Annotated in this window: 19 protein-coding genes and 1 pseudogene; 7 read left to right on the top strand and 13 right to left on the bottom strand. The window is 72.3% G+C overall.

What is annotated here, in order from left to right; genetic code table 11:
- Window positions 1–217: 217 nt before the first annotated feature.
- On the top strand, window positions 218–2,524 hold the full coding sequence (locus FNH09_RS00100) for a helix-turn-helix domain-containing protein (RefSeq protein WP_162467902.1): 2,307 nt from the start codon (window positions 218–220) through the stop codon (window positions 2,522–2,524).
- 111 nt (window positions 2,525–2,635) lie between these two features.
- Entirely contained in the window at window positions 2,636–3,697 is a 1,062-nt protein-coding gene (locus tag FNH09_RS00095; RefSeq protein ID WP_152883730.1) for a helix-turn-helix transcriptional regulator, read from the top strand.
- On the opposite strand, the pseudogene FNH09_RS00090 reads toward FNH09_RS00095, so the two are convergent.
- Window positions 3,661–4,803: pseudogene (locus FNH09_RS00090) on the bottom strand (MFS transporter); the annotation flags it as partial. The gene FNH09_RS00095 and the pseudogene FNH09_RS00090 sit on opposite strands and share 37 nt — an antisense overlap.
- Before the next feature lie 344 nt (window positions 4,804–5,147).
- Here FNH09_RS00090 and FNH09_RS00085 point away from each other — a divergent pair.
- The 3 genes from FNH09_RS00085 to FNH09_RS00075 all read left to right on the top strand — a co-directional run bounded on the left by FNH09_RS00085 (window position 5,148) and on the right by FNH09_RS00075 (window position 9,133).
- Window positions 5,148–5,663, top strand: coding sequence for a DUF4396 domain-containing protein (locus FNH09_RS00085; RefSeq protein ID WP_152883728.1), 516 nt, complete (start codon window positions 5,148–5,150; stop codon window positions 5,661–5,663).
- Between the two features lie 70 nt (window positions 5,664–5,733).
- Window positions 5,734–6,192, top strand: a complete 459-nt coding sequence (locus FNH09_RS00080) for a PPOX class F420-dependent oxidoreductase (RefSeq protein ID WP_152883726.1) — start codon at window positions 5,734–5,736, stop codon at window positions 6,190–6,192.
- A gap of 145 nt (window positions 6,193–6,337) precedes the next feature.
- Entirely contained in the window at window positions 6,338–9,133 is a 2,796-nt protein-coding gene (locus tag FNH09_RS00075) for a SpoIIE family protein phosphatase (RefSeq protein ID WP_152883724.1), read from the top strand.
- Between the two features lie 77 nt (window positions 9,134–9,210).
- On the opposite strand, the gene FNH09_RS00070 is transcribed toward FNH09_RS00075, so the two are convergent.
- The 12 genes from FNH09_RS00070 to FNH09_RS00015 form a co-directional block, all read right to left on the bottom strand.
- Window positions 9,211–10,089 (bottom strand): ABC transporter substrate-binding protein, encoded by an 879-nt coding sequence (locus tag FNH09_RS00070; protein ID WP_152883721.1) that lies wholly within the window; start codon window positions 10,087–10,089, stop codon window positions 9,211–9,213.
- Between the two features lie 266 nt (window positions 10,090–10,355).
- Window positions 10,356–11,540, bottom strand: coding sequence for a cytochrome P450 family protein (locus FNH09_RS00065; RefSeq protein WP_152883719.1), 1,185 nt, complete (start codon window positions 11,538–11,540; stop codon window positions 10,356–10,358).
- A 148-nt stretch (window positions 11,541–11,688) separates the two neighbouring features.
- Entirely contained in the window at window positions 11,689–12,474 is a 786-nt protein-coding gene (locus FNH09_RS00060) for a 2OG-Fe(II) oxygenase (RefSeq protein ID WP_338017400.1), read from the bottom strand.
- Window positions 12,475–12,541: 67 nt separating this feature from the next.
- Window positions 12,542–13,087 (bottom strand): methylated-DNA--[protein]-cysteine S-methyltransferase, encoded by a 546-nt coding sequence (locus FNH09_RS00055; protein WP_152883716.1) that lies wholly within the window; start codon window positions 13,085–13,087, stop codon window positions 12,542–12,544.
- Window positions 13,088–13,151: 64 nt separating this feature from the next.
- Window positions 13,152–13,952, bottom strand: a complete 801-nt coding sequence (locus FNH09_RS00050) for an MGMT family protein (protein WP_338017399.1) — start codon at window positions 13,950–13,952, stop codon at window positions 13,152–13,154.
- Window positions 13,949–14,539 (bottom strand): RNA polymerase sigma factor, encoded by a 591-nt coding sequence (locus tag FNH09_RS00045; RefSeq protein ID WP_152883713.1) that lies wholly within the window; start codon window positions 14,537–14,539, stop codon window positions 13,949–13,951. Before FNH09_RS00045 ends, FNH09_RS00050 begins: the two co-directional genes overlap by 4 nt.
- Window positions 14,540–14,591: 52 nt before the next feature.
- Window positions 14,592–15,368 (bottom strand): AfsR/SARP family transcriptional regulator, encoded by a 777-nt coding sequence (locus FNH09_RS00040; RefSeq protein WP_152883711.1) that lies wholly within the window; start codon window positions 15,366–15,368, stop codon window positions 14,592–14,594.
- A 337-nt stretch (window positions 15,369–15,705) separates the two neighbouring features.
- Entirely contained in the window at window positions 15,706–16,674 is a 969-nt protein-coding gene (locus FNH09_RS00035; RefSeq protein WP_152883709.1) for a PfkB family carbohydrate kinase, read from the bottom strand.
- Between the two features lie 89 nt (window positions 16,675–16,763).
- Window positions 16,764–17,984 carry a methionine adenosyltransferase gene (gene metK, locus FNH09_RS00030; RefSeq protein ID WP_152883707.1) on the bottom strand — a complete coding sequence of 407 codons (1,221 nt, stop codon included), beginning with the start codon at window positions 17,982–17,984 and terminating at the stop codon, window positions 16,764–16,766.
- A gap of 165 nt (window positions 17,985–18,149) precedes the next feature.
- Window positions 18,150–20,120, bottom strand: a complete 1,971-nt coding sequence (locus FNH09_RS00025; protein ID WP_152883705.1) for an FAD/NAD(P)-binding protein — start codon at window positions 20,118–20,120, stop codon at window positions 18,150–18,152.
- Window positions 20,121–20,168: 48 nt separating this feature from the next.
- Window positions 20,169–21,182: a methyltransferase gene (locus tag FNH09_RS00020; protein WP_152883703.1), complete on the bottom strand. Its 1,014-nt coding sequence runs from the start codon at window positions 21,180–21,182 to the stop codon at window positions 20,169–20,171.
- A gap of 2 nt (window positions 21,183–21,184) precedes the next feature.
- Window positions 21,185–22,903: a class I adenylate-forming enzyme family protein gene (locus tag FNH09_RS00015; RefSeq protein WP_152883700.1), complete on the bottom strand. Its 1,719-nt coding sequence runs from the start codon at window positions 22,901–22,903 to the stop codon at window positions 21,185–21,187.
- 226 nt (window positions 22,904–23,129) lie between these two features.
- Here FNH09_RS00015 and FNH09_RS00010 point away from each other — a divergent pair, with 226 nt between their 5' ends.
- Both FNH09_RS00010 and FNH09_RS00005 read left to right on the top strand, forming a co-directional pair.
- A complete protein-coding gene (locus FNH09_RS00010) occupies window positions 23,130–24,839 on the top strand; it encodes an FAD-dependent monooxygenase (protein WP_152883698.1) in 1,710 nt (569 codons plus the stop codon).
- Between the two features lie 138 nt (window positions 24,840–24,977).
- Window positions 24,978–25,850: an AfsR/SARP family transcriptional regulator gene (locus tag FNH09_RS00005; RefSeq protein ID WP_152883695.1), complete on the top strand. Its 873-nt coding sequence runs from the start codon at window positions 24,978–24,980 to the stop codon at window positions 25,848–25,850.
- Window positions 25,851–26,071 lie beyond the last annotated feature (221 nt).

Raw genomic sequence — 26,071 nt, 5'->3', positions numbered from 1 at the left:
GCACAGGGTCCGTGGTCCGGCGGCACCGTCCGTGGAGGACCGGCCGCCCGGACTTCGTCCGTCGGGGGAGAGGCGTCCCGCGCCTGTCCTCAGTCGACCACCAACCGCCCTCCCGCCCCAGGCGGTTCCACCGGCAGAACTACGGTCCGTCATACTTCTGCCGGAAGGCTCGCGTCCGGACGAGCCGCACGAGCCGGATGATCGAGGGGGCGCCGACGTGCGCGGTGGCACGCCATCCACGGAGGACTTCGGGCAGCGGCTGCGCTCCCTTCGGGTCCGTGCCGGACTGAGCCAGGAGGCGCTGTCGCACGCCGCCGGGGTGAGCGTCAGGGCGCTGGCCGACATGGAGCGCGGGCGCACCCGCGGCCCGCAGCGTCGTACGGTCGAGGCGCTGGCCCAGGCTCTGGGACTGGACGGCGACGAGGCGTCGGACCTGGAGGCGGCCGCCGCGCCGGGACGGCCACGCCCGCGGACGGCCGAGAGCCGGGCCGTGCCCGTCGCCCTGGCCCTGCCGCGCGACGTCCAGGACTTCACCGCCCGCGACGCGGCACTCGCCCAGCTCCTGGACCTGGCGCGGGACGCCGGTGCGAACCGGCCGGCGGTGAGCGTGGTCGCCGGTCAGCCGGGACTCGGCAAGACCGCGTTCGCGGTGCACGCCGCGCACCGGCTCGCCCCGCACTTCCCCGACGGGCAGCTCGCTCTGGACCTGCACGGCATGGATGCCGAGCCGACCACTCCCCGTGACGCCCTGGCCCGGCTGCTGGGCGCCATGGGAATCGCCGATGCTGAGCTACCGGCCGGTACCGACGACCGTGCGAGTCTGTGGCGTTCCCTGGCGGCCGACCGACGGCTGCTCCTGCTGCTGGACAACGCCACCGACGAGGCCCAGGTCGGCCCGCTGCTGCCCGGCACCGGCCCGTCGCTGACCATCGTCACCAGCCGCCAGGCCCTGGCGGGTCTGACGTCCGTCCACCGCTGCGATCTGGCACTGCTGCGGCGCGAGGAGGCGGTGGAGCTGCTGACCCGCATCGTCGGTCCCGAACGGGTGCGGGCCGAACCGCAGGCCGCCCGCGACCTCGCCGATCTGTGCGGGCACCTGCCCCTCGCCGTGCGGATCGCCGGACAGCGCCTGCTCAGCCGCCCGCACGAGCGTCTGGGCAAGCTCGTCACCCGTCTCGCGGCCGAGGGCCGACGCCTCGACGGCCTCCAGGCCGGAAGCCTGCGGATACGGGCCGCCTTCGCGCTCTCGTACCGCCAACTGTCCACGGAATCAGCGACGTTCCTGCGTCGCGCCGCGCTCGCCGCCGGGGCGGACTTCAGTCCGGAGACCGGTGCGCTCCTGGCCGGGCTGTCGTACGACGAGGCGGTCGCCTGCGCCGAGGAGCTGACCGACGCCGGGCTGCTCCAGAGCGATCCCACCGCCGAGCGCTACCGGTTCCACGACCTGCTCAGGCTCTACGCGGCCGAGCAGGTCGAGGTCGAGGACGGCCCCGCGGTCCGCGACGCCGTCCTCGACCGGACCGCCCGGTGGATGCTGGGCCGGGCCACCGCCGCCGCGCTGCACTTCGACGTCGACCACGACCGGACGGCGCCTTCCGGCGACCCCGACCCGGACGGAGCACCCGCCGGCCGGCAGGACGCGCGGGCCTGGCTGGAGGCCGAGCGAGCCCAGTGGCTCGCCGCGCTGCGCCGGGCGCACGACACCGGCCGGCATCGACAGGTCGTGGACACGGCGGAGGCGATGCACTGGTTCTCCGACCTCAATCAGCACTGGGAGCAGTGGGTGGAGGTGTTCCGGCGCTCCGCCGACTCCGCCCGCGCACTGGGCAGCAGACGGGAGGAGGCGGTCCACCTCAACTACCTCGCCTGGGCCCACAACCTCTGCGTCCACGACCCCCGGGCCGCCCTGGTCTCCGCCGACGCCGCCCTCGTGGCCGCCCGCGACAGCGAGGACGGACTCCAGGAGGGCTGGGCGCTCGGCTACGGCGCGGGGGCCCTGCAACGACTGGGCCGCACCCAAGAGGCCCGCACGCGACTGCACGAGGCGGCCGGCTGTCTCGCCTCGCAGGACTCCCCGCAGGCGAGGCTGGCCGAGCTGACCATCCTCAACACCCTGGGCACCCTGCTGCGTCAGATCGGCCGACCGGCGGAGGCCCTGGACATCCACCGCCGCAGCGAACGGATCTGCCGGGCGGGTGTGCCGGGCCGTACGGACGAACTGATCGCGCTGTACCACGCGGTCGCCCGACAGCAGATCGGCAACGACCTGGCGGCTCTGGAACGCTGGCACGAGGCCGAGCCGCCGTTGCGGAAGGCCCTCGCCTCCTTCGAGGCCGCGCAGATGCCGGCCTGGGCCGAACAGGCTCGGCTCGATCTGGGGCAGGTGCTCGGCGCGCTGGGCCACCCGGAGGCCCGTCGGACACTGACCGCCGCCCACGACGCACTCGCCGTGCTGAGAAGCCCACGACAGGACGAGGCCGCCACCGCACTCGCCGCGCTCGACCAGGCCGCCACGGGCAGCTGAGGCCCGACCGGCCGTGCGCGCCCCGGCTGCTGGTGCCGTCGGTCCGCGCGGGACGAGACCTCGTCGGACCGGGCCCCTGCACCGAGAGCCCGGGCCTGCGATGATGCGTTCATGCGTGCGGCCCGGCTCCTGTCACTCGTTCTCCTGTTGCAGAACCGGGGCAGGCTGACGGCCGACGAGCTCGCGCGGGAGCTGGGTGTCTCGACCCGGACCGTCTACCGGGACATCGACTCGCTGAGCAGCGCGGGCATCCCGGTCTACGGGGACGCCGGGCACCGTGGCGGCTACCAGCTGCTCGACGGCTACCGGACCCGGCTCACCGGACTGCACGCCGACGAGGCCGAGTCGCTGTTCCTGGCCGGCATGCCCGGGGCGGCGGACGACCTGGGGCTGGGCGAGGTGCTCGCGGCGGCCGAGCTGAAACTGACGGCGGCGCTCCCGGCGCCCCTGCGCGACCGGGCCGGCCGGATCCGCGAGCGCTTCCACCTCGACGCCGTCGGCTGGTACCGGGAACAGGACTCCCCGCCGGCTCTCGTGGCCCTCGCCGAGGCCGTGTGGAACCAGCGGCGGATCCGGGTGCGCTACCGCCGCTGGGCCGAGCCGCAGGAGGTCGAGCGTGAACTCGACCCCTACGGCCTGGTACTCAAGGCGGGCGTCTGGTACCTCGTCGCCGCGGTGGACGGTACGGTGCGCACGTATCGGGTGTCGTCGATCCTGTGCCTGGAAGTGCGCGAGGACGGCTTCGAACGCCCCGACGGCTTCGACCTGATGGCCCACTGGCAGGACTACCTCGCGGCCTACGACGCCCGCAGGCTGCGGCTTCAGGCCTCCGTGCGCATCGCCCCGGCACTGTTCGCCGCGCTGCCGGACCACTTGGACGCGGTACTGGTCCGCGCCGTCGAGGCCTCGGCGGGCCCGCCGGACGGTGACGGCTGGGTGTTGGCGACGGTACCGCTGGAGTCGGTCGACCTGGCCGTGCCCACACTGCTGTCGCTGGGGCCGGACATCGAGGTGCTCGCCCCCGAGGAGCTGCGCCGCAAGGTCGCGGAGACGGCCGCGGCCGTGCTCGACCGGTACCGGCCGACGGGACGGGCGGGGGCCGGGGACCTCAGCAGCAGCCCGGCGGACACGGTCGCCAGCAGAGCGAGGGCGGCGAGGACCGCGAAGCCGTAGCGCGTGTCGGTGTGGTCGGTGACCGTTGCGACCAGGAACATGACCGCGACCGTGGCCGCCAGCCCGACGCCGTTGGCCAGTCCGAAGGCCCGGCCCACCGAGGCGTCGTCGGCCGAGGCCATCAGCATGGTCCGGGAGGCGATCCGGGCCTGCCCGAAGAAGAACGCGCCCAGCGGCACCCCGATGAGGTATCCGGCGATCCCGAACTGGCTCTGCAACACGAGGCCGACACTGACGAGCAGAAATCCGACGACGGCGACACGAAGGTCCGTACTGCGTGTGCTGACGATGCGGTAGGCGCCGGTGGCCGCCAGGAAACCGAGGCTCCCGAGAGCGTCCACGACCCCGAACGTGCCTGCGCCCAGGTGGAGTTCACTGAGCACGGCGGTGGGCAGCAGAGCGTTGAAGACGGTGACGACCACGCTTCCCTGGGCGTAGAGCAGGATGAAATGACGCATCCGCAGCGGCGTCCGCTCAGCCGCCCTGGTCGGCGTCCGCTCCTCGGCGACGGGGGCCGCGGGCACCCGGTCCTGACGACGTCCCACCGCGGCGACGCAGAGCGCCGAGACCATGAACGTCCCGGCGTTGAACATCAGCAGGGGCATGGCACCGAACGTCTGGACGCACAGCCCGCCGACCGTCGCGGACAGCAGCATTCCCGCCTGGGTCCCCATCTCGTAGCGGGCGTTGAATCGCCGCAGCCGCTCCGCCGGAATCCGTTCCTTGATCAGCGCGGAGCTGGCCGGAAAGAACAGGGCACCGATCGCGGCGAGTGCCAGATTGGCGGCGTAGATCCCCGAGCCCGGGTCGCCACCGCAGGCCAGCCACAGCGGGAGCGCGAGGGCCAGCGCCGCGCTGGTGACATCGCAGCCGATCCACAGGGCCCGCCGGTCGAAGCGGTCGGCCAGCCGGCCGAAGAACGGCGACAGCAGGGCCTGCGGCCCGGCGACGGCGATGAACAGCCAGCCGACGGCCATCATGGTCTGCTGCTCCCTGATCAGCAGCAGTGCCCCGACGATGAGCTGGACGTTGTTGCCGAGAGCGGTGGCGAAGGCGGCGGGCACGAGCAGCCGCTCGGCCCGGCGGGGGTGGTGACTGAGGATCATGGCACCACTGTCCGGAGGTTCACTGACACCTTGTGTCAGTGAAGTCGGCGGCCCACAACCTGCGTCCGCTTCCTGCCGGACGAAGCCGTGCGCTCGCAGGGGTCACCGACCGCGAACGACCTGGCGCGCCGGTCCGAGCACTGGCCCCGTCTGACCGTCCGCCTCGACGATCGGCGCGACGGCGGGACCTCGTCGGGTCGGTGACCGCGGGCGTCGTGACCGAGCCGCACCGCGCGGACCGGCTCCGCGGAGAGAAAATCGCGGGCTCTCTTCATCGAACGGAATACCCCAGGGGGGTATGTGGTTAGGATGTCTCACACGATCCGGCAAAGGGGAGGCCGACGATGGACCACACCGCACACCACGAGCACAGCGAGCACCACGCTCACCATGAGCACCACGAGCACCACGAGCACCATGGCTCCGGCGCGTCCTGGCGTGCCGCCGCGCAGGCGACGCTGCACTGTCTGACGGGTTGCGCCATCGGTGAAGTCCTCGGCATGGTGATCGGTACCGCCGCAGGGCTGCACAACGCGACCACGGTCGTCCTCTCCATCGCGCTCGCCTTCGTCTTCGGCTACGCGCTGACCATGCGTGGCGTGCTGCGTGCCGGGCTGCCGCTCCGCCAGGCGCTCAAGGTCGCGCTGGCCGCGGACACCGTGTCCATCGCCGTCATGGAAGTGATCGACAACACCGTCATCGTGGCCGTGCCCGGCGCGATGGACGCGGGCCTCGGCGAGTTCCTCTTCTGGGCCTCGCTCGCGCTGTCCCTGGCTCTGGCCTTCGTGCTCACCACACCGGTCAACCGGTGGATGATCGGCCGCGGCAGGGGTCATGCGGTGGTGCATGCCTACCACTGACGGCGCCGGCCACCGCCAGACACTGCGGATTCCGTGAAATTACTGGGCAGTCAAGGGTGTTGGTCACGTCATGACCCAAGGACCAGCGCCTCGTCCACTGTCCGACGAATCCCTGTCCGACCTGCTGGGCAAGCAGCAGTTCGGCACGCTCGCCACCGTCAAGCGCGATGGCCACCCGCACTTGACCACCATGCTGTACAGCTGGGACCCGGGGGCCCGGGTGGTGCGGTTCTCGACGACGGCGGACCGGATCAAGGTCGGGCATCTGCGGCGCGATCCGCGTGCGGCGCTGCATGTGCAGGGTGGGGACGTGTGGTCGTTCGCCGTCGCCGAAGGCGAGGCCGAGGTCTCCGCGCCCACGACGCTTCCGGGTGATGCGGTGGGGCGGGAACTGCTCGGGGTGATCCCGCAGGCCGCGAAGCCCGAGGACGAGGATGCGTTCCTGAGGCAACTGGTTGCCGAGCGCCGGGTGGTCATCCGCTTGAAGGTGGACCGGCTGTACGGCACGGCGCTCGACATCAGCGGCTAGCTGGGACCTGTCCGGCGCGGGCCGAGGTGTCGCGCCAGGTCCGTGCGCGGGCAGGGCCCCCGCCGGCCGTGCCGTCCGGCCTGGCCGGACCGGCCCGGGTTCGTCCTGAGCCGCGCCCGGCGGGTTGCTCGCCGATACTGAGAAAATGGGCAAACTAGGGCGATCCGTCCCGGCGAGCCGACGGGACGGCCGTGTACCGCCGAAGGCCGTACCGCCGAAGGCCGTGCCGCCGGAAGCCGGCCCGGAGCCCCGTCGTCGAGGGGTCGGCCGGCGCGTGCGGTCGTGGCTGACTCCGCGCAGCGTCGCCGGCCAGGTCTTCCTGTTGCAGCTGGTGGTCGTCCTGCTGCTCATCGCCACCGCCGTGGTGGTGCTGGTGTTCCAGGACCGCAACCGCGCGATCGAGGAGGCCGGCGAACGGTCACTGGTGGCGGCGGAGTCGTTCGCGAACGCCCCGGGCACCGCGGAGGCGATGCAGAGCGACGACCCGACGGCGGCACTCCAGCCGCATGCCGAGGCCGTACGCAAGAAGACCGGCGTCGACTACGTCGTGGCGCTGAGCCCCTACGGCTTCCGGTGGACCCACCCGGACCCGAATCAGATCGGCAAGCACGTCTCCACCTCCTACGGCCAGGCGCTCGAAGGCGAGCCCCACCAGACCACGTTCGACAGCAGTCTGGGCAAGGCGGTCGACTCGACCGTGGCCGTCTTCGACGACAAGGGGACCGCCGTCGGGCTCATCACCGTGGGGGTCACGGTGAACAAGGTGACCAGCGTGGTGCAGGATCAGCTGCCGGTGATCTTCGCCTCCGGCGGTGTCGCGCTGCTGCTGGCCGCGGGCGGCTCGGCACTGGTGAGCGGGCGGCTGCGGCGCCAGACCGGGGGCCTGGGACCGGTGGAGATGACCCGCATGTACGAGCACCACGACGCGGTGCTGCACTCGGTCCGCGAAGGCGTGATCATTCTGGACGGTGAGGGAACGCTGCTGCTGGTCAACGACGAGGCGCGTCGGCTGCTCGCACTGCCGCCGGAGGCCGAGGGCAGGCCGGTCGCCGAATCCGGGCTGAGCCCGGCCCTGGTCGCCCTGCTGGGCTCGGGCCGGGCGGTCACGGACGAGGTCTTCCTGGCCGGGGACGTCCTGCTCGCGGTCAACCTGCGGCCGGTGGGTCTGAAGGGTGGCAGTGTGGCCACCCTGCGCGACACCACGGAGCTGCGCGCCCTCGCGGGCAGGGCGGATGTGGCGGGCGGGCGCCTGCGACTGCTCTACGAGGCGAGCACGCGGATCGGTACCACCCTCGACATAACGCGCACCGCCGAGGAGCTGGCCGAGGTGGCGGTCCCGCGCTTCGCCGACTTCGCCACGATCGAGCTGGCGGAGCCCGTGCTGCGCGGTAGCGAACCGGCGGGGGCGATCATGGAGATGCGCCGCGTCGCGGCCGCGGGCATCCAGGACCGCGCGCCCCTCTATCCCGTCGGGACGCTGATGCACTACATGCCCGGCAACCCCGTGGCCGTCTGTATGTCCAGCGGTCGGCCGGTCCTGCTGGCGCACCTCGCCATGGTCGACGGATGGCGGGACCAGGATCCGGAGCGGGCCCGGATGATCATCGACTACGGCATCCACTCCATGATCTCGGTGCCGCTCCAGGCCCGGGGCCAATTGCTGGGGGTCGTGGAGTTCTGGCGCTCGGAGCAGGACCCCTTCGAGTCGGACGACCTGTCCCCTGCCGAGGAACTCGCCGCCCGGGCGGCCGTGTGCATCGACAACGCGCGCCGCTACACCCGTGAACACACCACGGCCGTCACCCTCCAGCGCAGCCTGCTGCCCGGCGCGCTCCCCGAACTGTCCGCCCTGGAGGTCGGGCACCGGTACCTGCCCGCCCAGGCGGGGGTGGGCGGCGACTGGTACGACGTCATCCCGCTGCCGGGCGCCCGGGTGGCCCTGGTGGTCGGCGACGTCGTCGGCCACGGTCTGCACGCCGCCGCGACGATGGGGCGCCTGAGGACCGCGGTACACAACTTCGCCGCCCTCGACCTGCCTCCGGACGAGCTCCTCGGGCATCTGGACGAGCTGATCACCCGGATCGACCAGGACGCGGCGGCCGAGGGCAACATCGAGGCCGTCACCGGTGCCACCTGCCTGTACGCGGTCTACGACCCGGTCTCCGGGCAGTGTGTTCTCGCCCGGGCCGGGCATCCCGGTCCGGCACTGGTCTCGCCCGACGGCCGCGTGACCTTCCCCGACATCCCCGTCGCCCCGCCACTGGGAGCGGGCGCGGGTCTGCCGGTCGAGACGGCCGAGCTCCTGCTGGCCGCCGACAGCCGGCTGGTCCTGTACACCGACGGCCTGGTCGAGGCCCGCGGCCGTGACATCGACGTCGGGCTCGGCATGCTGGCGGAGGCGCTTGCCGGCGCGGAGGGTGCCACCCCCGACGACACCTGCCGGGTGGTGCTGGACGCGATGCTGCGCACCAGGTCGAGCGACGACGTCGCGCTGCTCGTCGCACGCACCCGGCTGCTCGACCCGGAGCAGGTCGCGGACTGGGAGGTGCCCCACGACCCCGCGGCCGTCTCCCGGGTCCGCGCCGAGGCCATCCGCAAGCTGGAGGCCTGGGGGCTGGGCGAGGCCGCCTTCACGACCGAGCTGATCCTCAGCGAACTGGTGACGAACGCCGTCCGGTACGGAGCCAGCCCCATCGGCCTGCGGCTGCTGCGCGACGGCGACAGCCTGATCTGCGAGGTCGCCGACGGCTCCAGCACCTCCCCGCACCTGCGCCGTGCCGCCTTCACCGACGAGGGGGGCCGTGGACTGTTCCTCGTCGCACAGCTGTCCCGCCGGTGGGGGACCCGATACACCGACCGAGGCAAGATCATCTGGGCTGAGCAGGCGCTCCACGCCGGAGCTCCCGGGGACCTGAGCGGTCTGCTGATGGCGGAGCTGTGATGCGGGACGGAGGCCGGACCGTCGTGCACCCCGAGGGCGCGCGGCGGTCCGGAGCGGTCCGGAGCGGTCAGGAGCGGTCAGGAGCTTTCGGAGACCGTGAAGTACGGGATCTTGGCCGGGTCCTGGCCGAAGGCGGCTCCGAGATAGACGGCCGACAGTTTGGTGAGGGTCCCGTCGTCGATCAGCTGTCTGATGATGCGGTCCACGTCGTGCTTGTTGGGTGACCCCTTCGGGTACAGGGCGCCGTAACCCTGGTCGGTCCGGTACTGGCCCACGAGGCGCACCCTGCCTTCCCGCTTCTGGGGATACGCCAGCAGGATCGTCGTGTCGTGGACGACCGCGTCGATGCGGCCCTCCTCCAGCGCCGTGACCATGTCCGGGTCGTTGGCGAAGGCGGTGACGGGCTTGGTCGGCTTGAGGCGTTCCTTGACGAACTTCTCGCCCGTGGTGCCCTCGGCCACGCCGATGTGGGCTTCACGGATGTTGCCCTCGTTGATCTTGTCGCCGTCCCTGATCAGCACTCCCAGGGTCGAGGAGAGGTAGGGCTCGGAGAAGTCGACGACCTTGCTCCGCTCGGGAGTGATCGTGATCTGCGCCAGGGCCAGGTCGAAGCCCTTGCTCTTGCCGGACACGATGTCGGGGAAAGGGGTGTTCACCACCTTCACCCGGTCGAGTCCGGACCGGTAGGCGATGTTGGCGGCCATGCAGTACTCGTAGCCGCTCTTGACGGATTCCGGCGTGCTGCCGTTCCACCAGCCGGGTGCGGGCAGGGTCGTCCGGACCGTGAGGACGCCCGCCGTCTGGGGGGACAGGTGGAACTCCCCGTAATGTCCCGACACCTGGCAGTCCCCGTAGTGCGCGTTCGCGGACGCCGCCCCGCCGTGGTCACAAGCCGACGTCGCGACGATGAGCGCCCCACTGACAACCAGGGAGACGATCGCTGCCGCGGCGCGCATCCTTGCACCTCCGGTAGGGGCATCCTCCTGGAGTCACCATAAATCACCACGAACCATACGACCGCCGGAGCCGCGGGGGAGGGCCCCGGGAGAGCCGGTCGGATCGCCCGTCCTCCGGCAGCGCCGGTGGTGGCTCCGCAATGGCGGCGGCGGCCACCGTGATCCGCCGAACGGGTGGTCGCGCGGGCCGGCTCCCGGCCGATCGCCGTCGGCGGATCTCGAAGCTCTCCGGTGCGCGGGGGCCGATGCCGGCCGCGCCCCGGGCGTCAGGCGAAACGGACGGGCAGGGTGCGGGTGCCGCGGATGAGCAGTCCCGGCAGCCACTCCAGCGCGTCCGGACGGGTGTCCAGGGCGAGCTCCGGGCAGCGCTCCAGCAGCGAGCGCAGCGCGATCCGGCCTTCCAGCCGGGCCAGGGGCGCGCCGATGCAGAAGTGGATGCCGTGGCCGAATCCGAGGTGGCCGCGGGCCTCGCGACGGATGTCGAAGGTGTCGGGGTCCTCGTAGCGGCTCGGATCGCGGTGGGCGCCGGCGAGCGAGATCAGCACCGGCTCCAGGGCGGGGACGACGGTGCCGCCGATCTCCACGGGCTCGGTGGTGCAGCGGTTGGTCGCCGACTCCAGCGGACCGTCGTAGCGCAGCATTTCCTCGATGGCGCCGTCGAGGAGGCTCATGTCGGCCCGCAGCGCGGCCAGTTGTTCGGGGTGGGCGAGCAGGGCGCGCACTCCGTTGGAGATCAGGTTGACCGTGGTCTCGTGGCCGGCCACCAGCAACAGGAAGGCCATGCCGACCAGTTCGCCGGAGGACAGCCGGTCGCCGTCCTCCTCGGTGGTGCGGATCAGCGCGCTCATCAGGTCGTCGCCGGGGGTGCGTTGCTTGGTCTCGATCAACGACGCCAGGAAGGCACTGAGTTCACCGAAGGCCCGGAACGCCGCCTCCTCGCTGGTGGGCGCCACGACCTCGTTGGACCAGCGCCGGAACTCCGCGCGCTCCATGTCGGGCACGCCCAGCAGTTCGCAGATGACGGTGATGGGCAGCGGGTAGGCCAGCGATTCCACGAGGTCGGCCCGCCCGTCGGGCCGCTCCAGCATGGCGTCCAGCAGCCCGTCGGTGATCTCCTGGACGCGCGGTGCCAGCGCCTCGACCCGGCGCGGGGTGAACTCACGGCTGACCAGCCTGCGCAGTCGGGTGTGCTCGGGCGGGTCGGAGATCAGCATGTGGCGTCCGATGAGATCGGCGTCGTAGACGTCCCAGCCCAGCTTCCGCAGGTCCTTGGACATACGCGGGTCGGCGAGCGCGGCCCGCGCCTCCTCGTGGCCGACAATCAGCCAGAACTCACCCCCGCCGGCGTCGCGCACCTTGTGCACCGGCCCCTGTTCGCGCAGTGCGGCGAGGAACGGGTGCGGATCGGCGGTGAAGCGCTCGCCGTAGGCCGTCAGGTCGATGATGTCCATGGGTGTCCCCGTCGCCGTGACGCTTGTCGATCTTCCTGTCCCTCGCACGCTAACCCGGCCGCCGTCGGCGGCGCGTCGTCCACGGGGACGATGGCCGGAAAGCGGCCCCTTACCGGCACCGGCCCCCGACCCGGCAGCGACCCGGGCGTCACGGGGCGTCGTGGAAGATCACGCCGAGGACGTGCCGTCGGCCGTCGTGCACCGTGCTCACCCCGTGGCGCAGCATGAAGCGGCTCCAGCCGCGCGTCGACGGGACCGGGCGGTCGTGCACCGCGAAGATCAGTCCCTGCCCCTGGCCCGGCCGCTTCACCACCGGACGGGACTGGGCGCGCGGACGCTGCTCGACGAAGACGCTCTCACCGCCGGTGAAGTCGACGTCGGGCCGGTCCAGCATCACCGCCACCTGGAGCGGGAACGTCAGCTCGCCGTAGACGTCCTGGTGCAGGCAGTTGTAGTCGCCGGGACCGTAGCGCAACAGCAGGGGAGTGGGCCGCAGCTGTCCGGCCGCGGCGCACGCCGCCGTCAGTTCGGCGTGGGTCGACGGGAACCGGGGCCCGTCCAGGCGCTCCGCCCACTGGTTGGCGATCCGGGCCAGCGGCGGGTACAGCTGCCTGCGCAGGGCGGCCACCACCGGGGGCAGCGGGGCGGCGAAATAGCGGTAGCGGCCGCTCCCGAAGCGGTGGCGGCTCATGTCGACGGTGCTGCGGAACACCTCGTCCCGGTCGAACAGCGCCCGCATCTCCTCGCAGGCGCGCGGCGACAGCAGGGGCGGGGTGACGGCGACGCCCTCGGCGTCCAGTGCCGTGGTCAGCGCGGACCAGTCCAGCGCGTCCACGGCGGGCAGTTCGATCGTGTCGTCGGTGCCCGCGTCGGGCGCGCCGGGCACGTGGCCGTGGTCCAGGCCCGGCAGGTGTGGGGTGTGGTAGCTGGTCACTGTCGGCTCCGCGGTCGTGGAAGGAGGCGGGCGCCGGAGGCGGGGGATTGCTCCGGCGCCCGCCGGTTCAGAGGGAGGCCGCGGGCGTGCCGCCGGACTCCAGGTCGAGCAGGAACCGCTTGGCCTCGACACCGCCGGCGTAGCCGGTCAGGCGTCCGCCCGAGCCGACGACCCGGTGACAGGGAAGCACCACGCACAGGGGGTTCGCGCCGAGCGCGGTGCCCACGGCCCGCGCGGCCCGCGGCCGCCCGAGCGCGGCGGCCAGCTCGGCGTAGGTGCCCGTCACCCCGTACGGAAGGAGGCTGTCCAGCCGTTCCACGGTGGTGCGGCTGAACGGGGTGGCCAGGCGGAGGTCCATGGGCACGGTGAACGTGCGGCTGCGGCCTTCGAGGTACGCGTCCACCTGACGGCCCGCCTCCTCGATGATCCGCAGCTGGGCGGGGGTGGCGGCGTCGGTGTCCACGGCGGTGAGGTCACCGCGGGCGATCCGGGCCACCGCCTGCTCACGGTCGTCGAAGGCGCACAGCACCAGCGCCTCGTCGGTGGCCGCGAGGGTCAGGGAGCCCAGCGGGGTCCGGTGCGCGGCGAGTGCCGCGGTGGGTGGGGTGCGCATGGATGGACCTTTCTGCGGTGCTGTGTGGTGCTCTGTGGGTGCGCCGGGTCGGACGGTGCCCGGGTCAGACGGTGAGGGGCCGACAGCTCTTGCAGGCCCGGTAACCCGCCTCGCGGGCGTCGTGCGCGGTGCGGAAGTGCACCCGGTGCCCGGGCGTGATGCGGCGGGCGTGGGCGCAGGTCGGGTGGCAGTAGATGTACGTGGTGTCGCTGCCGAGGAAGACCGCGCCGGCCCTGGACAGCTCCGTCACCCGGCGCATGTCGATGTGCTCCGCGCGGCGCAGGGCCTCGCCGGTCCTCGGCAGGTACGCGGCGTCGCACGGCGCTCCGTTGTCGTGCGTGACCCGGTGGCACGGTATGAGCACGGCGACGGGGTTGGCCGCCAGCGCGTGCAGGACGTCGGAGGCCGAGGGCGGAGTCCCGGTGTCGGCCTCGCGGGCGATCCAGCTCAGCGGCCGCAACTGCCCCGCGGGGATGTTCCGTACGGCTTGGAGGACCGCGCGCTGCTCGTCCGGCAGCCCGGACAGGTCGATCGCCAGCCGGCGCGCCCGGCCCGTGCGCAGTGCCGGGATGAGCCCGGGCAACGGCTTGCTGCCCGGGATCGCCGAGCGCCCGGTGCGTGCCCGGTGCAGTTCCTCGAAGGCGGTCGCGGTCAGGCCCGCCGAGTCCAGGCAGGCACCGGTCACGGCCTGGGGGCTCGCGGCCACGAACAGCCCGCCCGCGGCCGTGTCGAGGTGTACGTAGCTGTCGTAGTGGTCCGCGGAGATGCCCACACGGCGCAGCACGCGCAGCGCGAAGTCCTCCGGTGCGGCCGATGCGAGATCCGGCAGACGCCGCGCGACCGCGTCGTCCTCGCTTTCGTTCACCTCGTCACCTCCTTCAGCGCGGTGGGCTCCGATTCCAACAGGCGTCGCAGGCCGGCCAGCCCACGGGAGACCTGCGCCTTCGCGGTGCCGACGGCGCAGCCCTGCACCTCGGCCACCTCCGAGTAACTCATTCCGATCACATGGTGGAGCACGACCGGTATGCGATGGTGCTCGGGTAACGCCGACAAGGCGGTGACCAGACGAGACCGCTCCTCCGTCGTCGCCGCGCGCTCCTCCGGACCGGGGCTGTGGTCCGGCCAGACGTCCATGGTCTCCTCCACGGGCAGTCCGGCCGTGACCGGGCGCCGTTTCCGGGTACGGACGTGGTTGCGCCACACGTTCGCCGCGATGGTCATCAACCACGCCCGTGGCCGTAGTTCACGGCGCCGTGCGGCGGAATAGCCCTGGAGGGCCGTGTAGGCGCGCAGAAACGTGTCCTGCCCCAGGTCGTCCGCCTCGGCGAAGGAGCCGGAGACTCGGTACAGGAACGCGTGCACCGCCCCGGCGTGCACCCGCACCAGCTCGGTGAAGCCGGCTTCGAGGTGCGCCGCCAGGAGTTCGGTCAGCTGCTCTGCCTTGTCGTCCATCACTGGTACAAACACCGTCCGGGCGCAGGGTGTTGCAGACAGACGGGAACGGTCATCGGCGGACGACCGGAGCGTCCAGCGCCGAGCTGCCGACCAGGACCGCCTGGTACAGGCGCCGCATCCGCGGCACGGGCTCGATCCCCAGGGTGTCACCGAGCGCCCGGCGAAGCCCCTGGAAGACGTCACCGGCGCGTTTGCGCTCGCCGGAGCGGTAGAGCGCGACCATCAGCTGAGCGTGCACGTTCTCGTGGGTGGGGTGGCGCGCGGCCAGATCACTGAGCTCGTCGACCAGCTCACGATGCTTGCCGAGCGCCAGGTCGGCCTCGATGCGCTGCTCCAGGACACCTTGCCGGGTCTCCGCCAGTTCCGCCAGATGCGGTGAGCTGAGGGGGCCCGCGCTGACGTCGGACAGCGCGGGACCGCGCCACTGCGCGAGGGCCAGGGTGAACATCTCCGACGCCGTCCGATGGTTGCCGGCGGCCGTCGCCAGGTGTCCCAGCCGGGTCAGCTCCGTGAACCGGAAGCGGTCGAAATCGGTCGTTTCGAGGGTGAGCTGGTAGCCCTGGTTCCTGGTCAGGAGCAGATGGCTGCGGTCCCTGCGGGGGCCGCGCAGGGCCTGCCGGATGTGGAGCACGTAGGTCTGGAGCGTGGACATCGCGCTCTTGGGGGGAGTCGATCCCCACAGCTCGGTGATGCAGTCGCTGGCCCGCACCATCTGCGGGGTGTGCAGCATCAGAAAGGCGAGGAGCTGGCGCGGTTTCGGCGCGCTCGGGACCAGATTTTCCTCCGTATCGGACAGCAGGAGCGGGCCGAGAATACCTGAGTTCATGAAGAGTTCCTATCCCCGTAATGTCTTCACATCTCGAACTGGCATTCTATTTTTCTCGAGCAAGGCTAAAGCGATGCCGAATCGGTGTCAATTGGAAAAGCGGGTGGTATTGAATCGGGTCGGTCGGCCGGTTTTCTTTTCTCGCTATTCGAACGCGAGACCCGCGCGTGACGACCCGGGTGCCGTGTCGGCTGCTCTGCCTCGACGTCCATCACTGGGACAAACACCGTTCGGGGACAGGGTGTTGCAGACCGGTGCGAGCGGGCGTCGAGGGACGGCCGGAGCGTGCGGTGCCGAGCTGCCCGTCCGTTGATCGGCCGGTTCCTTTTCACGGTATTCAGGAGGGCAATCGGGCGGCTATTTGATCCGCGGCCTCCGGGCCGTACGTGCACCGGATACGGGCCGTCAGCCGCTCCCGCATCAGCGGATATCCCTGTGCGTCGTTCGATTCGAGTGCGGCTGCCGCCAGGGCGCAGCCGAGCTGCGCCCCGCGCTCGGCGGACCATCCCCAGACGGCACCCGCCAGATAGCCGGCGCGGAACGCCTCGGCGGTTCCCGACGGGTCGCCCCCCTGCGCCGCGCGTACCGCCTCCACCCGGTTCGCGGGGCGTCCGCGCCGCAGGACGGCCACGCCGCGCAGCCCGCGGGTGACGACCCAGGTGCCCACCCGGTTGAGCAGCTCCGCGTCGCCCCACCCGGTGAGTTCGCGCAGCAGCGGTACGTCGAACTCGTCCGTGAAGGCGTAACGGGCCCCGTCGACCAGTCTGCGCGCCTGGCGGCCGGTGAGGCGGGACAGCCGGTCGCCGGGGTCGGCGGCGAAGGGGATGCCGAGCCGCCTGCACTCCTCGGTGTGCCGGACCATGGCCTCGATGTCCCCCGCCGCCACCACCACGAGCCCCAGCCCGCCGATGCGGCGTGCGGCCGGCAGCAGGGTGATGCGCCGGGACTCCGGCTGCGCGCCGTCGTACGACAGCCTGAGCCGGCCGTCCTCGGTGTCCCTGATCTCCACCGCCCGGGCCGTGTCCAGTTCCTCGCTGACGTGCACGAGTTCGAGGTCCACGCCGTACGACTGCAAGTCGCGGCCGTAGTCGGCGAAGTCCTTGCCGACCGCACCGGCCAGCAGCGGGCGCAGGGCGAGCCGGCCCAGTCCCACCGCGATGTTGGCGCCCGCCCCGCCCCGGCGCACATGCAGGGTCTCGGCCCGCACCGCCGCGGCGCCGCGGCCCATCGCCGTGCCGTCGGTGAGCCGGCCCGCGACGGTCAGCACCTGATCGGTCGCGATGGCACCGGTCACGGCTACACGCATGGTGATCAACTCCTAGGGAACCCGGGCCCGTCAGGAGGCGACGACGCGGCCCCGGACCAGGTGGTCCGGGGCCGCGTTCGGGCGGAGGGCTACCGCCGGGCGGCCCGGCGCAGCGCGTCGACGCGGTCGGTCCGCTCCCAGGTGAAGTCGGGCAGCTCGCGGCCGAAGTGCCCGTAGGCGGCGGTCTGGGCGTAGATGGGGCGCAGCAGGTCCAGATCCCGGATGATCGCGGCCGGACGCAGGTCGAAGACCGCCGTCACGGCCTTCTCTATGGAGGCCTGCGGCACGGTGGCGGTGCCGAAGGTCTCGACGAAGAGACCGACGGGCTCGGCCTTGCCGATGGCGTACGCGATCTGCACCTCGCAGCGGGAGGCGAGCCCCGCGGCGACGACGTTCTTGGCGACCCAGCGCATCGCGTACGCGGCCGAACGGTCGACCTTGGAGGGGTCCTTGCCGGAGAAGGCACCGCCGCCGTGGCGGGCGTAGCCGCCGTAGGTGTCGATGATGATCTTGCGGCCGGTGAGGCCGGCGTCGCCCATCGGGCCGCCAATCTCGAACCGGCCGGTGGGGTTGACCAGCAGGCGGTAGCCCTCGGTCTCCAGCTTGATGCCCTCCTGGGCCAGCTCGTCCAGGACGTGCTCGACGACGTGTTCGCGCACATCCGGGGTGAGCAGGGAGTCCAGGTCGATGTCGCTGGTGTGCTGCGACGACACGACGACCGTGTCGAGGCGCTTGGGCTTGCTGCCCAGGTACTCGATGGTGACCTGGGTCTTGCCGTCCGGGCGCAGATAGGGCACGGTCCCGTCGCGCCGCACCTCCGACAGCCGCCGCGACAGGCGGTGGGCCAGGTGGATGGGCAGCGGCATGAGGCTCGGCGTCTCGTCGCAGGCGTAACCGAACATCAGACCCTGGTCACCGGCGCCCTGGCGGGCCAGCCGGTCCTCCTCGGCGGAGGAAGCGCCGTCGACCCGCTGCTCGTAGGCGCTGTCGACGCCCTGGGCGATGTCCGGGGACTGGGCCCCGATGGACACGGACACCCCGCAGGAGGCGCCGTCGAAGCCCTTGGCGGAGGAGTCGTAGCCGATCTCCAGGACCGCCTGGCGCACGAGGGCGGGGATGTCGGCGTACGCGCTGGTGGTGACCTCGCCCGCGACATGGACCTGACCGGTGGTGATCAGGGTCTCCACCGCGACCCGGGCCGTGGGGTCCTGGGCGATGAGGGCGTCGAGGATCGTGTCGCTGATCCGGTCGGCGAGCTTGTCGGGATGGCCTTCGGTGACCGATTCCGAGGTGAAGAGCCGGGCAGACATGAGAACTCCTGGTGTCGGGACGACGAGGCGTGCGTCAGGGTGTGCGGTGACCTCTTGGGGCGTGGTGCACCCGGGAGGTGACCGCGCGCGTGTACGTGGCCGGAGCGAGCGGGTCCGCCGGTCGGCCGGGGTGCGGTCCGGCCCGCGGCGGCGCCGGGCGTGCCGTCATGCCGGTGCCTCCGTCAGCGTCTTGCCGGAGTGCCGCCCGGCGGCGCTCGTGGCGGCGGGGGCCAGGGCCAGTACCGCCCGCGCGATGGCGTCGGAGTCGCCCAGGGTCACCGAGTTCACCCCGGGCCTGATGCCGGCCGCGGTCACCCAGTGCACCGCCTCCGTCGGCACCCCGTACGCGAAGCGCCGGGGATGACTGCGGCCGTAGGCGTCGACCAGGTGGTACGGGCGCTCGGTCACCTCCAGGCCACCCGTCTCGTAACTCGTGCCGCACGCACCGGGGATGCGGAACGGACGGCACTGCCCCGTGGACAACAGCCCGCGCAGCAGCGGATCGGAGGTCCGGCGCAGGTCCGGGGCCGGCAGGCGGGCCTCGACCAGCACCCTGGCGAATACGGGGGCGCCCCCCACCCCGTCCGACTCGGCGACGAACGCTCCCGCCGTACCGTCGACACGCACCCGCATGCCCGGACCGATCAGGTCAAGGACGCCCGCCTCCACCAGCGCGATCAGCTCCTCGATGCGGGAGAAGGGCGGTCCGATCGACAGGAAGGCGTTCAGCGGGGTGTACCAGTCCTCCACCTCGTCCCGGTAGGAGGTGCCGTCCAGGCCGCCGTGGTCGATGGCCAGCCGCACCTCGTTGCGCAGGTCGCGCAGCACGTCCAGCGCCGCCTTGAGCGGCCCGCTCACATTGCCCGCCCGGGCCTCGCGCACGTCCTGGCGCAGATGCTCCAGCATCCAGCGGCGGAACTCCGCCCGGTCGGCGAACTCCAGGTCGCCGTGCGGCTGGAGGATCCGATCCCAGGTCCACCGCTCCTCGGGTGCGATGTCGTACGCGTCGAGCAACTCGTCGGCCAGCGCCGGGTCTTCGGGCAGCGAGACGAACCGCTCGACGAACTCCTCCCGTTCGGCCTCCCGGCCGCGGGCGGCCAGCAGCGCCCCGTAGTAGACGCTCTCCACCTCCCGGGTGATCAGCGGCCACAGGTCGATGCCGAAGTACACGCGCTCACCGTCCACCGCGCGCTTGCGCAGCCCCGCGACCACTTCCTCGGTCAGCACCCGCGGCTCGTGACGGCCGTGCGCGCCCTTCTCGTTGGCGCCGCGGGCGTGGTACGGGATGCCGCGCCGGGAGCCCGCGACGATGCGCGGTTCCCGGCCGGACGGGCGGTACACCAGACGCGCGCCCACGCGGTCGAAACGGCCGCCGCGCCCCAGGGTGAGCAGTGCCGTGTGGTCGAAGAAGTTCAGGCCGAGCCCGCGCAGCAGCACCGTCTCGCCGGAGCGCACGTCCGACAGGTCCAGGTCGGCCGGGTTGGACGGCAGGACGTGCAGCAGTCCGCGGGCCCGCGCGCGCTGCGAGAGCTGCCGTTCGGCCGGGGAGACGTCGATCGGCACATGGCCCTGGGAGAGAACGACCGCGTCGAGACCGTCGAGGACCTGACCGTCGGACAGGACGACCTGCTGCGCGCCGTCCTCGGGCCGCTCCCGCAGGGCGACGGCCCGGGCCTGGTGCACCCGTATCCGCAGGTGCGGCGGGGCGTTGGACACCAGCCGGGCGAAGACGTCCTCCAGGTAGCGGCCGTAGAAGGCACGGGACGGGTAGTCGTCCGGGCCCAGCCGACGGGCCTCGGCGAGCACGGCCTCGTCGTAGAGCGTCGCCCCGCCGGGCCCGTCACCGAGCGTGCGCGCCCACTCGTACAGACTGGGTCCCGGTTCCACGGGACCGTCGATCTTCACGCTGGCGTCGGTGAACACGGTCACCTGTGAGGCGACGGTGTTCATCAGCAGCACCCGCGACTGTCCGGTGCGCCACACCCGCCCGGCTCCGGGACGGTAGGGGTCGACGACGTGCACGGTGACCGCCCGGTGAGCGGACGCGGCGCGTTCGTTGGCGCACAGCCGCTCCAGTACCGACAGACCGCGCGGTCCCGCGCCGACGAGGCACAGGTCGAGGTCATCGCTGGGCATAGGTGTACTCCATGGGTGTCAGGAGAGGGCTGGGACGGAGGGGCCGCCTCATACCGGTGCGGCGACCAGCAGACTCGTCTCGAGGGCGAGCGAGTGCACGCTCTCCAGGCGCAGGCCCGCGGCGCCCAGCACGGAGCGGTAGCCGCCGAGGGTGCGCTCGCGGCCGCCCGCGGCCATCAGCAGATGCAGATCCCACAGCAGCGGCAGCACCGGAGCCGTGCCGTCGGTGGCGACGACCCGCTCCAGCACCAGCAGCCGTCCCGTGTCCGCCATGGCCTCGCGGATGTTGGCGAGGAGCGTCACACATCGTTCGTCGTCCCAGTCCTGGAGCACCCGGGACAGCAGGTACACGTCGTGGCCCGCGGGGACCTTGTCGAAGACGTCGCCCGCGATGGTCTCGTAGCGGTCGGCGCCGACGGCTGCGCTCAGGTGCCGCTCGGCCACCGGCAGCATGTGCGGAAGGTCGAACACGCAGCCCGTCAGGTGCGGATGGGCCTGGAGCACGGCCGACAGCAGCAGGCCGCTGCCGCCCGCCACGTCGACCACGGTGCGCGCCCGCGTGAAGTCGAAGGCCGCCGCGACCTCGGGGAAGAACACGTTGCCGGCGTTCATGGCCCGCAGGAACCGCGGCCCCGCGTCGGGCACCTCGCGCAGATAGGCATGGAGCGAGGTGCCGAAGGCGTGCTCGAAGCCGGAGGTGCCGGTGAGGATCGCGGGCACCACCGCACCCCAGGCGCGGTGGAACTCCTCCCCGTACAGCAACACCATGTCGCGCATGGACCGTTCACCGCCGGCGACGAGGAGCGCGCCCACGTCACCGAGCCCGTAGCCCGCCTCCTCGTCGCCGGTGAACACGCCGAGTGCCGCGAGCAGCCGCAGCAGCCGGGCGAGGCCGTCCTCGCCGGCACCCGTGAGTTCGGCCAGCGCCGGGACGGTGCCGTGTCCGGCGGCGATGTGGTCGGGCAGGGACAGGGCGGCCGCCGCGTGCAGGGCCTGGGCCCGCCAGGTGCCGGTGATCAGGTCCACCACCTGACGTGCCGCCGTCGTCTCGGTACCGGGCATGATCAGACCTTCCGTACAGGGGCGGACACGGCGAGCGCGGGGTCGCCGGTGCGGGACAGGACGCCGCGCAGGCGCTCGCGCAGCAGGCGCTTGAGGACCTTGCCGGTGACACCGACGGGGAGTTCGGAGCGCTCGGCGGCCAACAGCAGCCCGCCGAGCGGCGCCAGGCCCTCGCGGGCCAGGGCCGCGTTGCACGTCCTCAGCAGCCGGGCCGCGTCGCGCGGGGTGCCGTCGGTGAAGAGGGCGACCGCCAGGGGGCGGGAGTGACCCGGGGCGTCGGGGTCGTCGACCGCGACGACCGCCGTGTCCAGCGCCTGGGTCGCAAGCAGGACGACCTCCTCCACCGGGAGGCTGTGCACGGGTCCCTCGACGGTGTGGATCACGTCGGGGGTGCGGTCGAGGTGGTACCAGGTGCCGTCGCTGTCGCGGCGCATGATGTCACCGGTGAGGAAGTACCCGTTGACCGTGGATTCCTCGGTCAGGGCCGGCTCGTCCAGGTAGCCGGCGGTGATGCTGGGGGTCCGCACCCCGAGCCGGCCGGCCTGCCCGTCGGGCAGTTCACGGCCCTGCTCGTCGAGCACCGCCGCCTTGCGCACCACCTTGGCGGGCCGTCCGATGTGGCGTGCGTACCGGGTCGTCTCGGGGGTGTAGGCCTGTTTGAACAGCACCATCCCCATCTCCGACGACCCCAGTCCGTCGAGGTAGCGCGAGCCGTCCAGCACCTTGCCGTTCTCGGTGCGCCGGCCCAGGGCGATCAGCGGGCGGATGTGCCGCTCGTGGGAGGCGTCGCCCATGCCGTGCCAGGTGTGGATGTGCCGGGCGGCCTCGGCGCCGATCTCCTCGGTGGGCACCTCGGCCAGAGTGAGCGGGAAGGCCAGCACGGTGGTGGGGTGGAACAGGTCGACCGCCCGCGCCACGGCCTCGCCGCTCGCCTCGTCCAGGATCAGCGTCGGGATGCCGAGCAGGATCGCCAGGCTGAGGTAGCTGATGCCCGCCGAGTGGCTGTGCGGCAGTGCCGTCAGCAGCCGGTCGGAGCGCAGCGAGGGGAAGGACCACAGCCGTTCCCGCTTGCCCGCGAAGAACGAACCGTGGTGGAACACCGGGGCCTTGGGCCGCCCGGTGGTGCCCGAGGAGTGCGAGATCATGATCAGGTCCTCGGCGGTGTGCCGGTGCGGGAAGCCGGGCATCGGCCGGGGCGGCAGGGGAGCGGTGACCGCGAGCACGGCGATGTCCGCGACCACGGGCGTGCTCTTCCCGGGGGCGTCCGACGCCCAGGCGTCCGCGAGGCCCTTGAGCAGGTCGCCGTCGCCCACCAGCACCGTGGTCCGGGTGCGCAGGAAGTACTCGGCGGCCGTGGCCGGAGCCATTTTGGGGTTGCAGTGCACGGCGGCGGCACCGAGCGAGGTGATGGCGATGTGGTGGATCAGGCCGAGCAGCCCGTCGCGGGTGTGCAGGCCCACGTGCGACCCGGGCCGCACCCCGCGTCCGCGGTACCAGTGGGCGTAGCGGATCGCGGCGACGCGCACGTCGTCCAGGGACATCGCCCGGGGCTCGTCCGTCGCCCAGGTGGGGGAGGACACGTCGGGGTGGAACAGCAGCGGACGGTCCCGGTCACGGGCGATGCGCCACGCGTGCCAGAAGAAGTTCCCGGCCCCCAGGTCCCGGTCGGCGTGGAGGCGCAGGCGTTGCGCGGCGGACCTGTGTGTGCCGAACAGGAACATAGGAATACCTCACACTCCGCAGTGATGCGCCGAATTCTTCGGTCACCGGTGAGACATCGCGGCCCGTGATACCCCAGCGGTTCGGGAAAGGTTCGCTGCGGAGTCTCCAACCGGCTGCTAAAGGGCCGAGCGAAAGCCGACCAAGCGGCTGAACTAGCTCCGTTCTTCAGCGTGGGTTGCAACGATCGCAACGGTTCGATCGAGAGAAGGCTGGAGGTGGCGTCGGATGGACGACACTCTGACAACCCCGGTCGCCGTGATCGGTGGCGGTCCGGTCGGATTGACGCTCGCGCTGCTGCTGGACCGGCTGGGAGTGCCCTGCGTCGTCCTCAACTCCCAGCAGGACGTGCCCGATCAGCCGCGTGGCAGCACCCACAACGCGCGGACCATGGAGCACTACCGCACGCTCGGCCTGGCCGAGCGGATCCGCGGACTCGGTCTGCCCGCGGAGCACTCGGCCGGTATCTCCTTCTTCACCCGCTACAACGCGCACGAACTGGCGCTGCTGCCCTGGCCGGGCAGCGGCGAGGTGCTGCGCCGACGGGCCGCGGCCGACCGTACGGACCCGTCCCCCGAACCGATGCACCGGGCGAACCAGATGTACGTCGAGCGGCTGCTGCTCGATCACGCCCGCACCAGGCCGCGCCTCACCTTGTGTTACGGCTGGACGGTCACCGAGCTGCGCGAGAGCGCGGAGCACGTCGACGTCGTGGCCGAACGCGACGGCGCCCGGCGCACGTTCCGGGCGGAGTTCGTCGCGGGATGCGACGGCGGGCACAGCCTGGTCCGCCGTCACCTCGGCATCCGGTACGTGGGAGAGGGCACCCTCGACCAGGACATCCTCGGGCGCCGTTCCACCGCCGCCCATCTGCGGGTGCCCACGCTGTACCGGGACTTCCTGCGCGGCAGCGGCGCCTGGAGCAACTGGGTCGTCAACTCCGAGCTCGCGCTGAACCTGATCGCGCTCGACGGCGTGGACGAGTTCTTCCTGCTCACCAGCTCCGTCGACCCGGACACGGCGACCGACGCCGACCTGGTGCGGCTGGTGCAGCGGGCGGCCGGGGAACCCCTGCCGGTCGAGGTGCTCAGCCACCGGCCCTGGACCGCGGGCGCGGCCCTGGTCGCCGAGTCGTTCGGCACGGGCCGTGTCCGGCTCGCAGGTGACGCGGCGCACCTGTTCACGCCCAACGGCGGCTTCGGCATGAACACCGGTGTCGACGACGCCGCCAACCTCGCCTGGAAACTCGCGGCGGCCGTGCAGGGCTGGGCGGGCCCGGATCTCCTGGAGAGCTACGGAATCGAGCGCCGGCCGATCGCCCTGCGCAACACCGCGGCGGCCCGCACCCTCGGCCAGGGCCTCGGCGCCGTGGACCGGCCCGCCTGGCTGGAGGCGGACTCCGCCGCGGGCGAGGCCGCCCGGGCCAGGACCGGCGCGCAACTCGCCGAGTACGGGATGCGCACCCTGGACACCCTCGGGGTGCAGCTGGGTGCCCGCTACGACGGCTCCCCGGTCGTCGCCGGGGACGGGTCCGGGCCGGTGCCCGACTCCTTCGCCGCGTACACGCCCTCGGCCGTGCCGGGCGGCCGTGCACCCCATCTGTGGCTCGACGACCGCCGTACGGACGGCAGTTCGCTGTTCGACCGGTTCGGCCCCGGGTTCACGCTGCTGCGGCTCGGCCCGCGTCCGCCGTACACCGGACGGATCGAGGCCGCGGCCCGGGCCCGGGGCGTGCCGCTGCGGACCCTGACGCTCGACGATCCGCTCGCGCGTGAGCTGTACGAGCGTGATCTGGTGCTGATCCGCCCCGACCAGCACGTCGCCTGGCGGACCGACCGGGAGCCCGGCGACCCCGGTGCGCTCCTGGCGCTGGTCACCGGCGGGTCGCGGGAGACGGCGGTGAGACCGGCACCGGCCACCGCCCGCGGGCGGTGGTAGCCGAGCCCAATCCAGGTCCCCGAGCCGGGACCGGAAGAGCCTGAGCGACGGTAAAATCCGCGCGGATCGGGACGTTTGGCCGGGTCTACCAGAGGGACGACCACCGCTGGTCCGGTCGGGCGACGATGGGGGAGTCACATGGAGTTTCGCGTTCTCGGCCCGCTGAGTGTGTGCGACGACGAGGGTCGCCACAGAACCCCGACCGCGCCGAAACAGCGGCAACTGCTCTCGCTCCTCGCGCTCAACGCCAACCACGTCGTGTCGGTGGCGCAGATAGTCGAGGAGATATGGGAGTACCGGCCGCCGTCGAGCGCGGTCGCGGCGGTGCACACGTACGTCATGCAGTTACGCCGCTCCCTGGACGGAGCTCGGCGTGGCCCGGACCGCCGCCCCGGCCGACTGGAGACCCGCGACCAGGGTTACGTGCTGAAGCTGACCGCCGGGGAACTGGATCTGGACCGCTACGAGCAGCAGGTGCGGACCGCGCGCGCCACGCTGGAGGTGGGCGAATACGCGGAGGCCGCCGGGCAGTTGCGCGCCGCCGAGACGATGTGGACGGGACCGATGCTCGTCGACGTGCCCACCGGCCCGCTGCTCAGGGCCGCCATCGAGGTCGTCGAGCGCGACCGGCTCGACGCGGTTCCCCAACGGCTGGGCGCCGAGCTGTGTCTGGGGCGGCACCACGAGATCCTCGGTGAACTCACCGCGCTGGTGCACCAGTACGGTACGCACGAGGACCTCGTCGCACACCTCATGCTCGCCCTGTACCGGTCGGGCCGGCAGGCGGACGCGCTGATGGCCTACCACCGGCTGCGGGCCCGGCTGCGGGAGGAACTCGGCACCAAGCCGTCGGCGCGGCTGGAACGCCTGCACACCCACATGCTGTCCGGACACCCCCGGCTGGAGCCGCCCTCAAGCACGCGCTGCCGGCAGTCGCTCAACCTGCTGGCCGAGCGCGCCGGTTCCGCCCCGCGCGACCCGGTCCACGACGACGGGTTGGTCAGGATCTGACGTCCGCGCGGCCGGGACGGCCGGGGCGAGACCGGCGGAGGCGGCCGGGGCGACCGGCGCGAGACCGGCCGGGGTGGGACCGGTGGCGGAAGCCGGGGCGAGAGCGGCCGGGGTGACCGACGCGCGACCGGCCGGGGCGTGCGGGTGGCGGCCGGGCAGCCAGACCAGGGCGCCCACCAGCGCAGGACCCATCAGCAGGGCCGCCGCCCCTGTCTCTTATA

The organism is Streptomyces adustus (assembly GCF_009377175.1).
Taxonomy (GTDB): Bacteria; Actinomycetota; Actinomycetes; order Streptomycetales; family Streptomycetaceae; genus Streptomyces; species Streptomyces adustus.
Note: the sequence above shows the minus strand (reverse complement) of the source record. Positions and strands in the feature narration are given on the sequence as shown.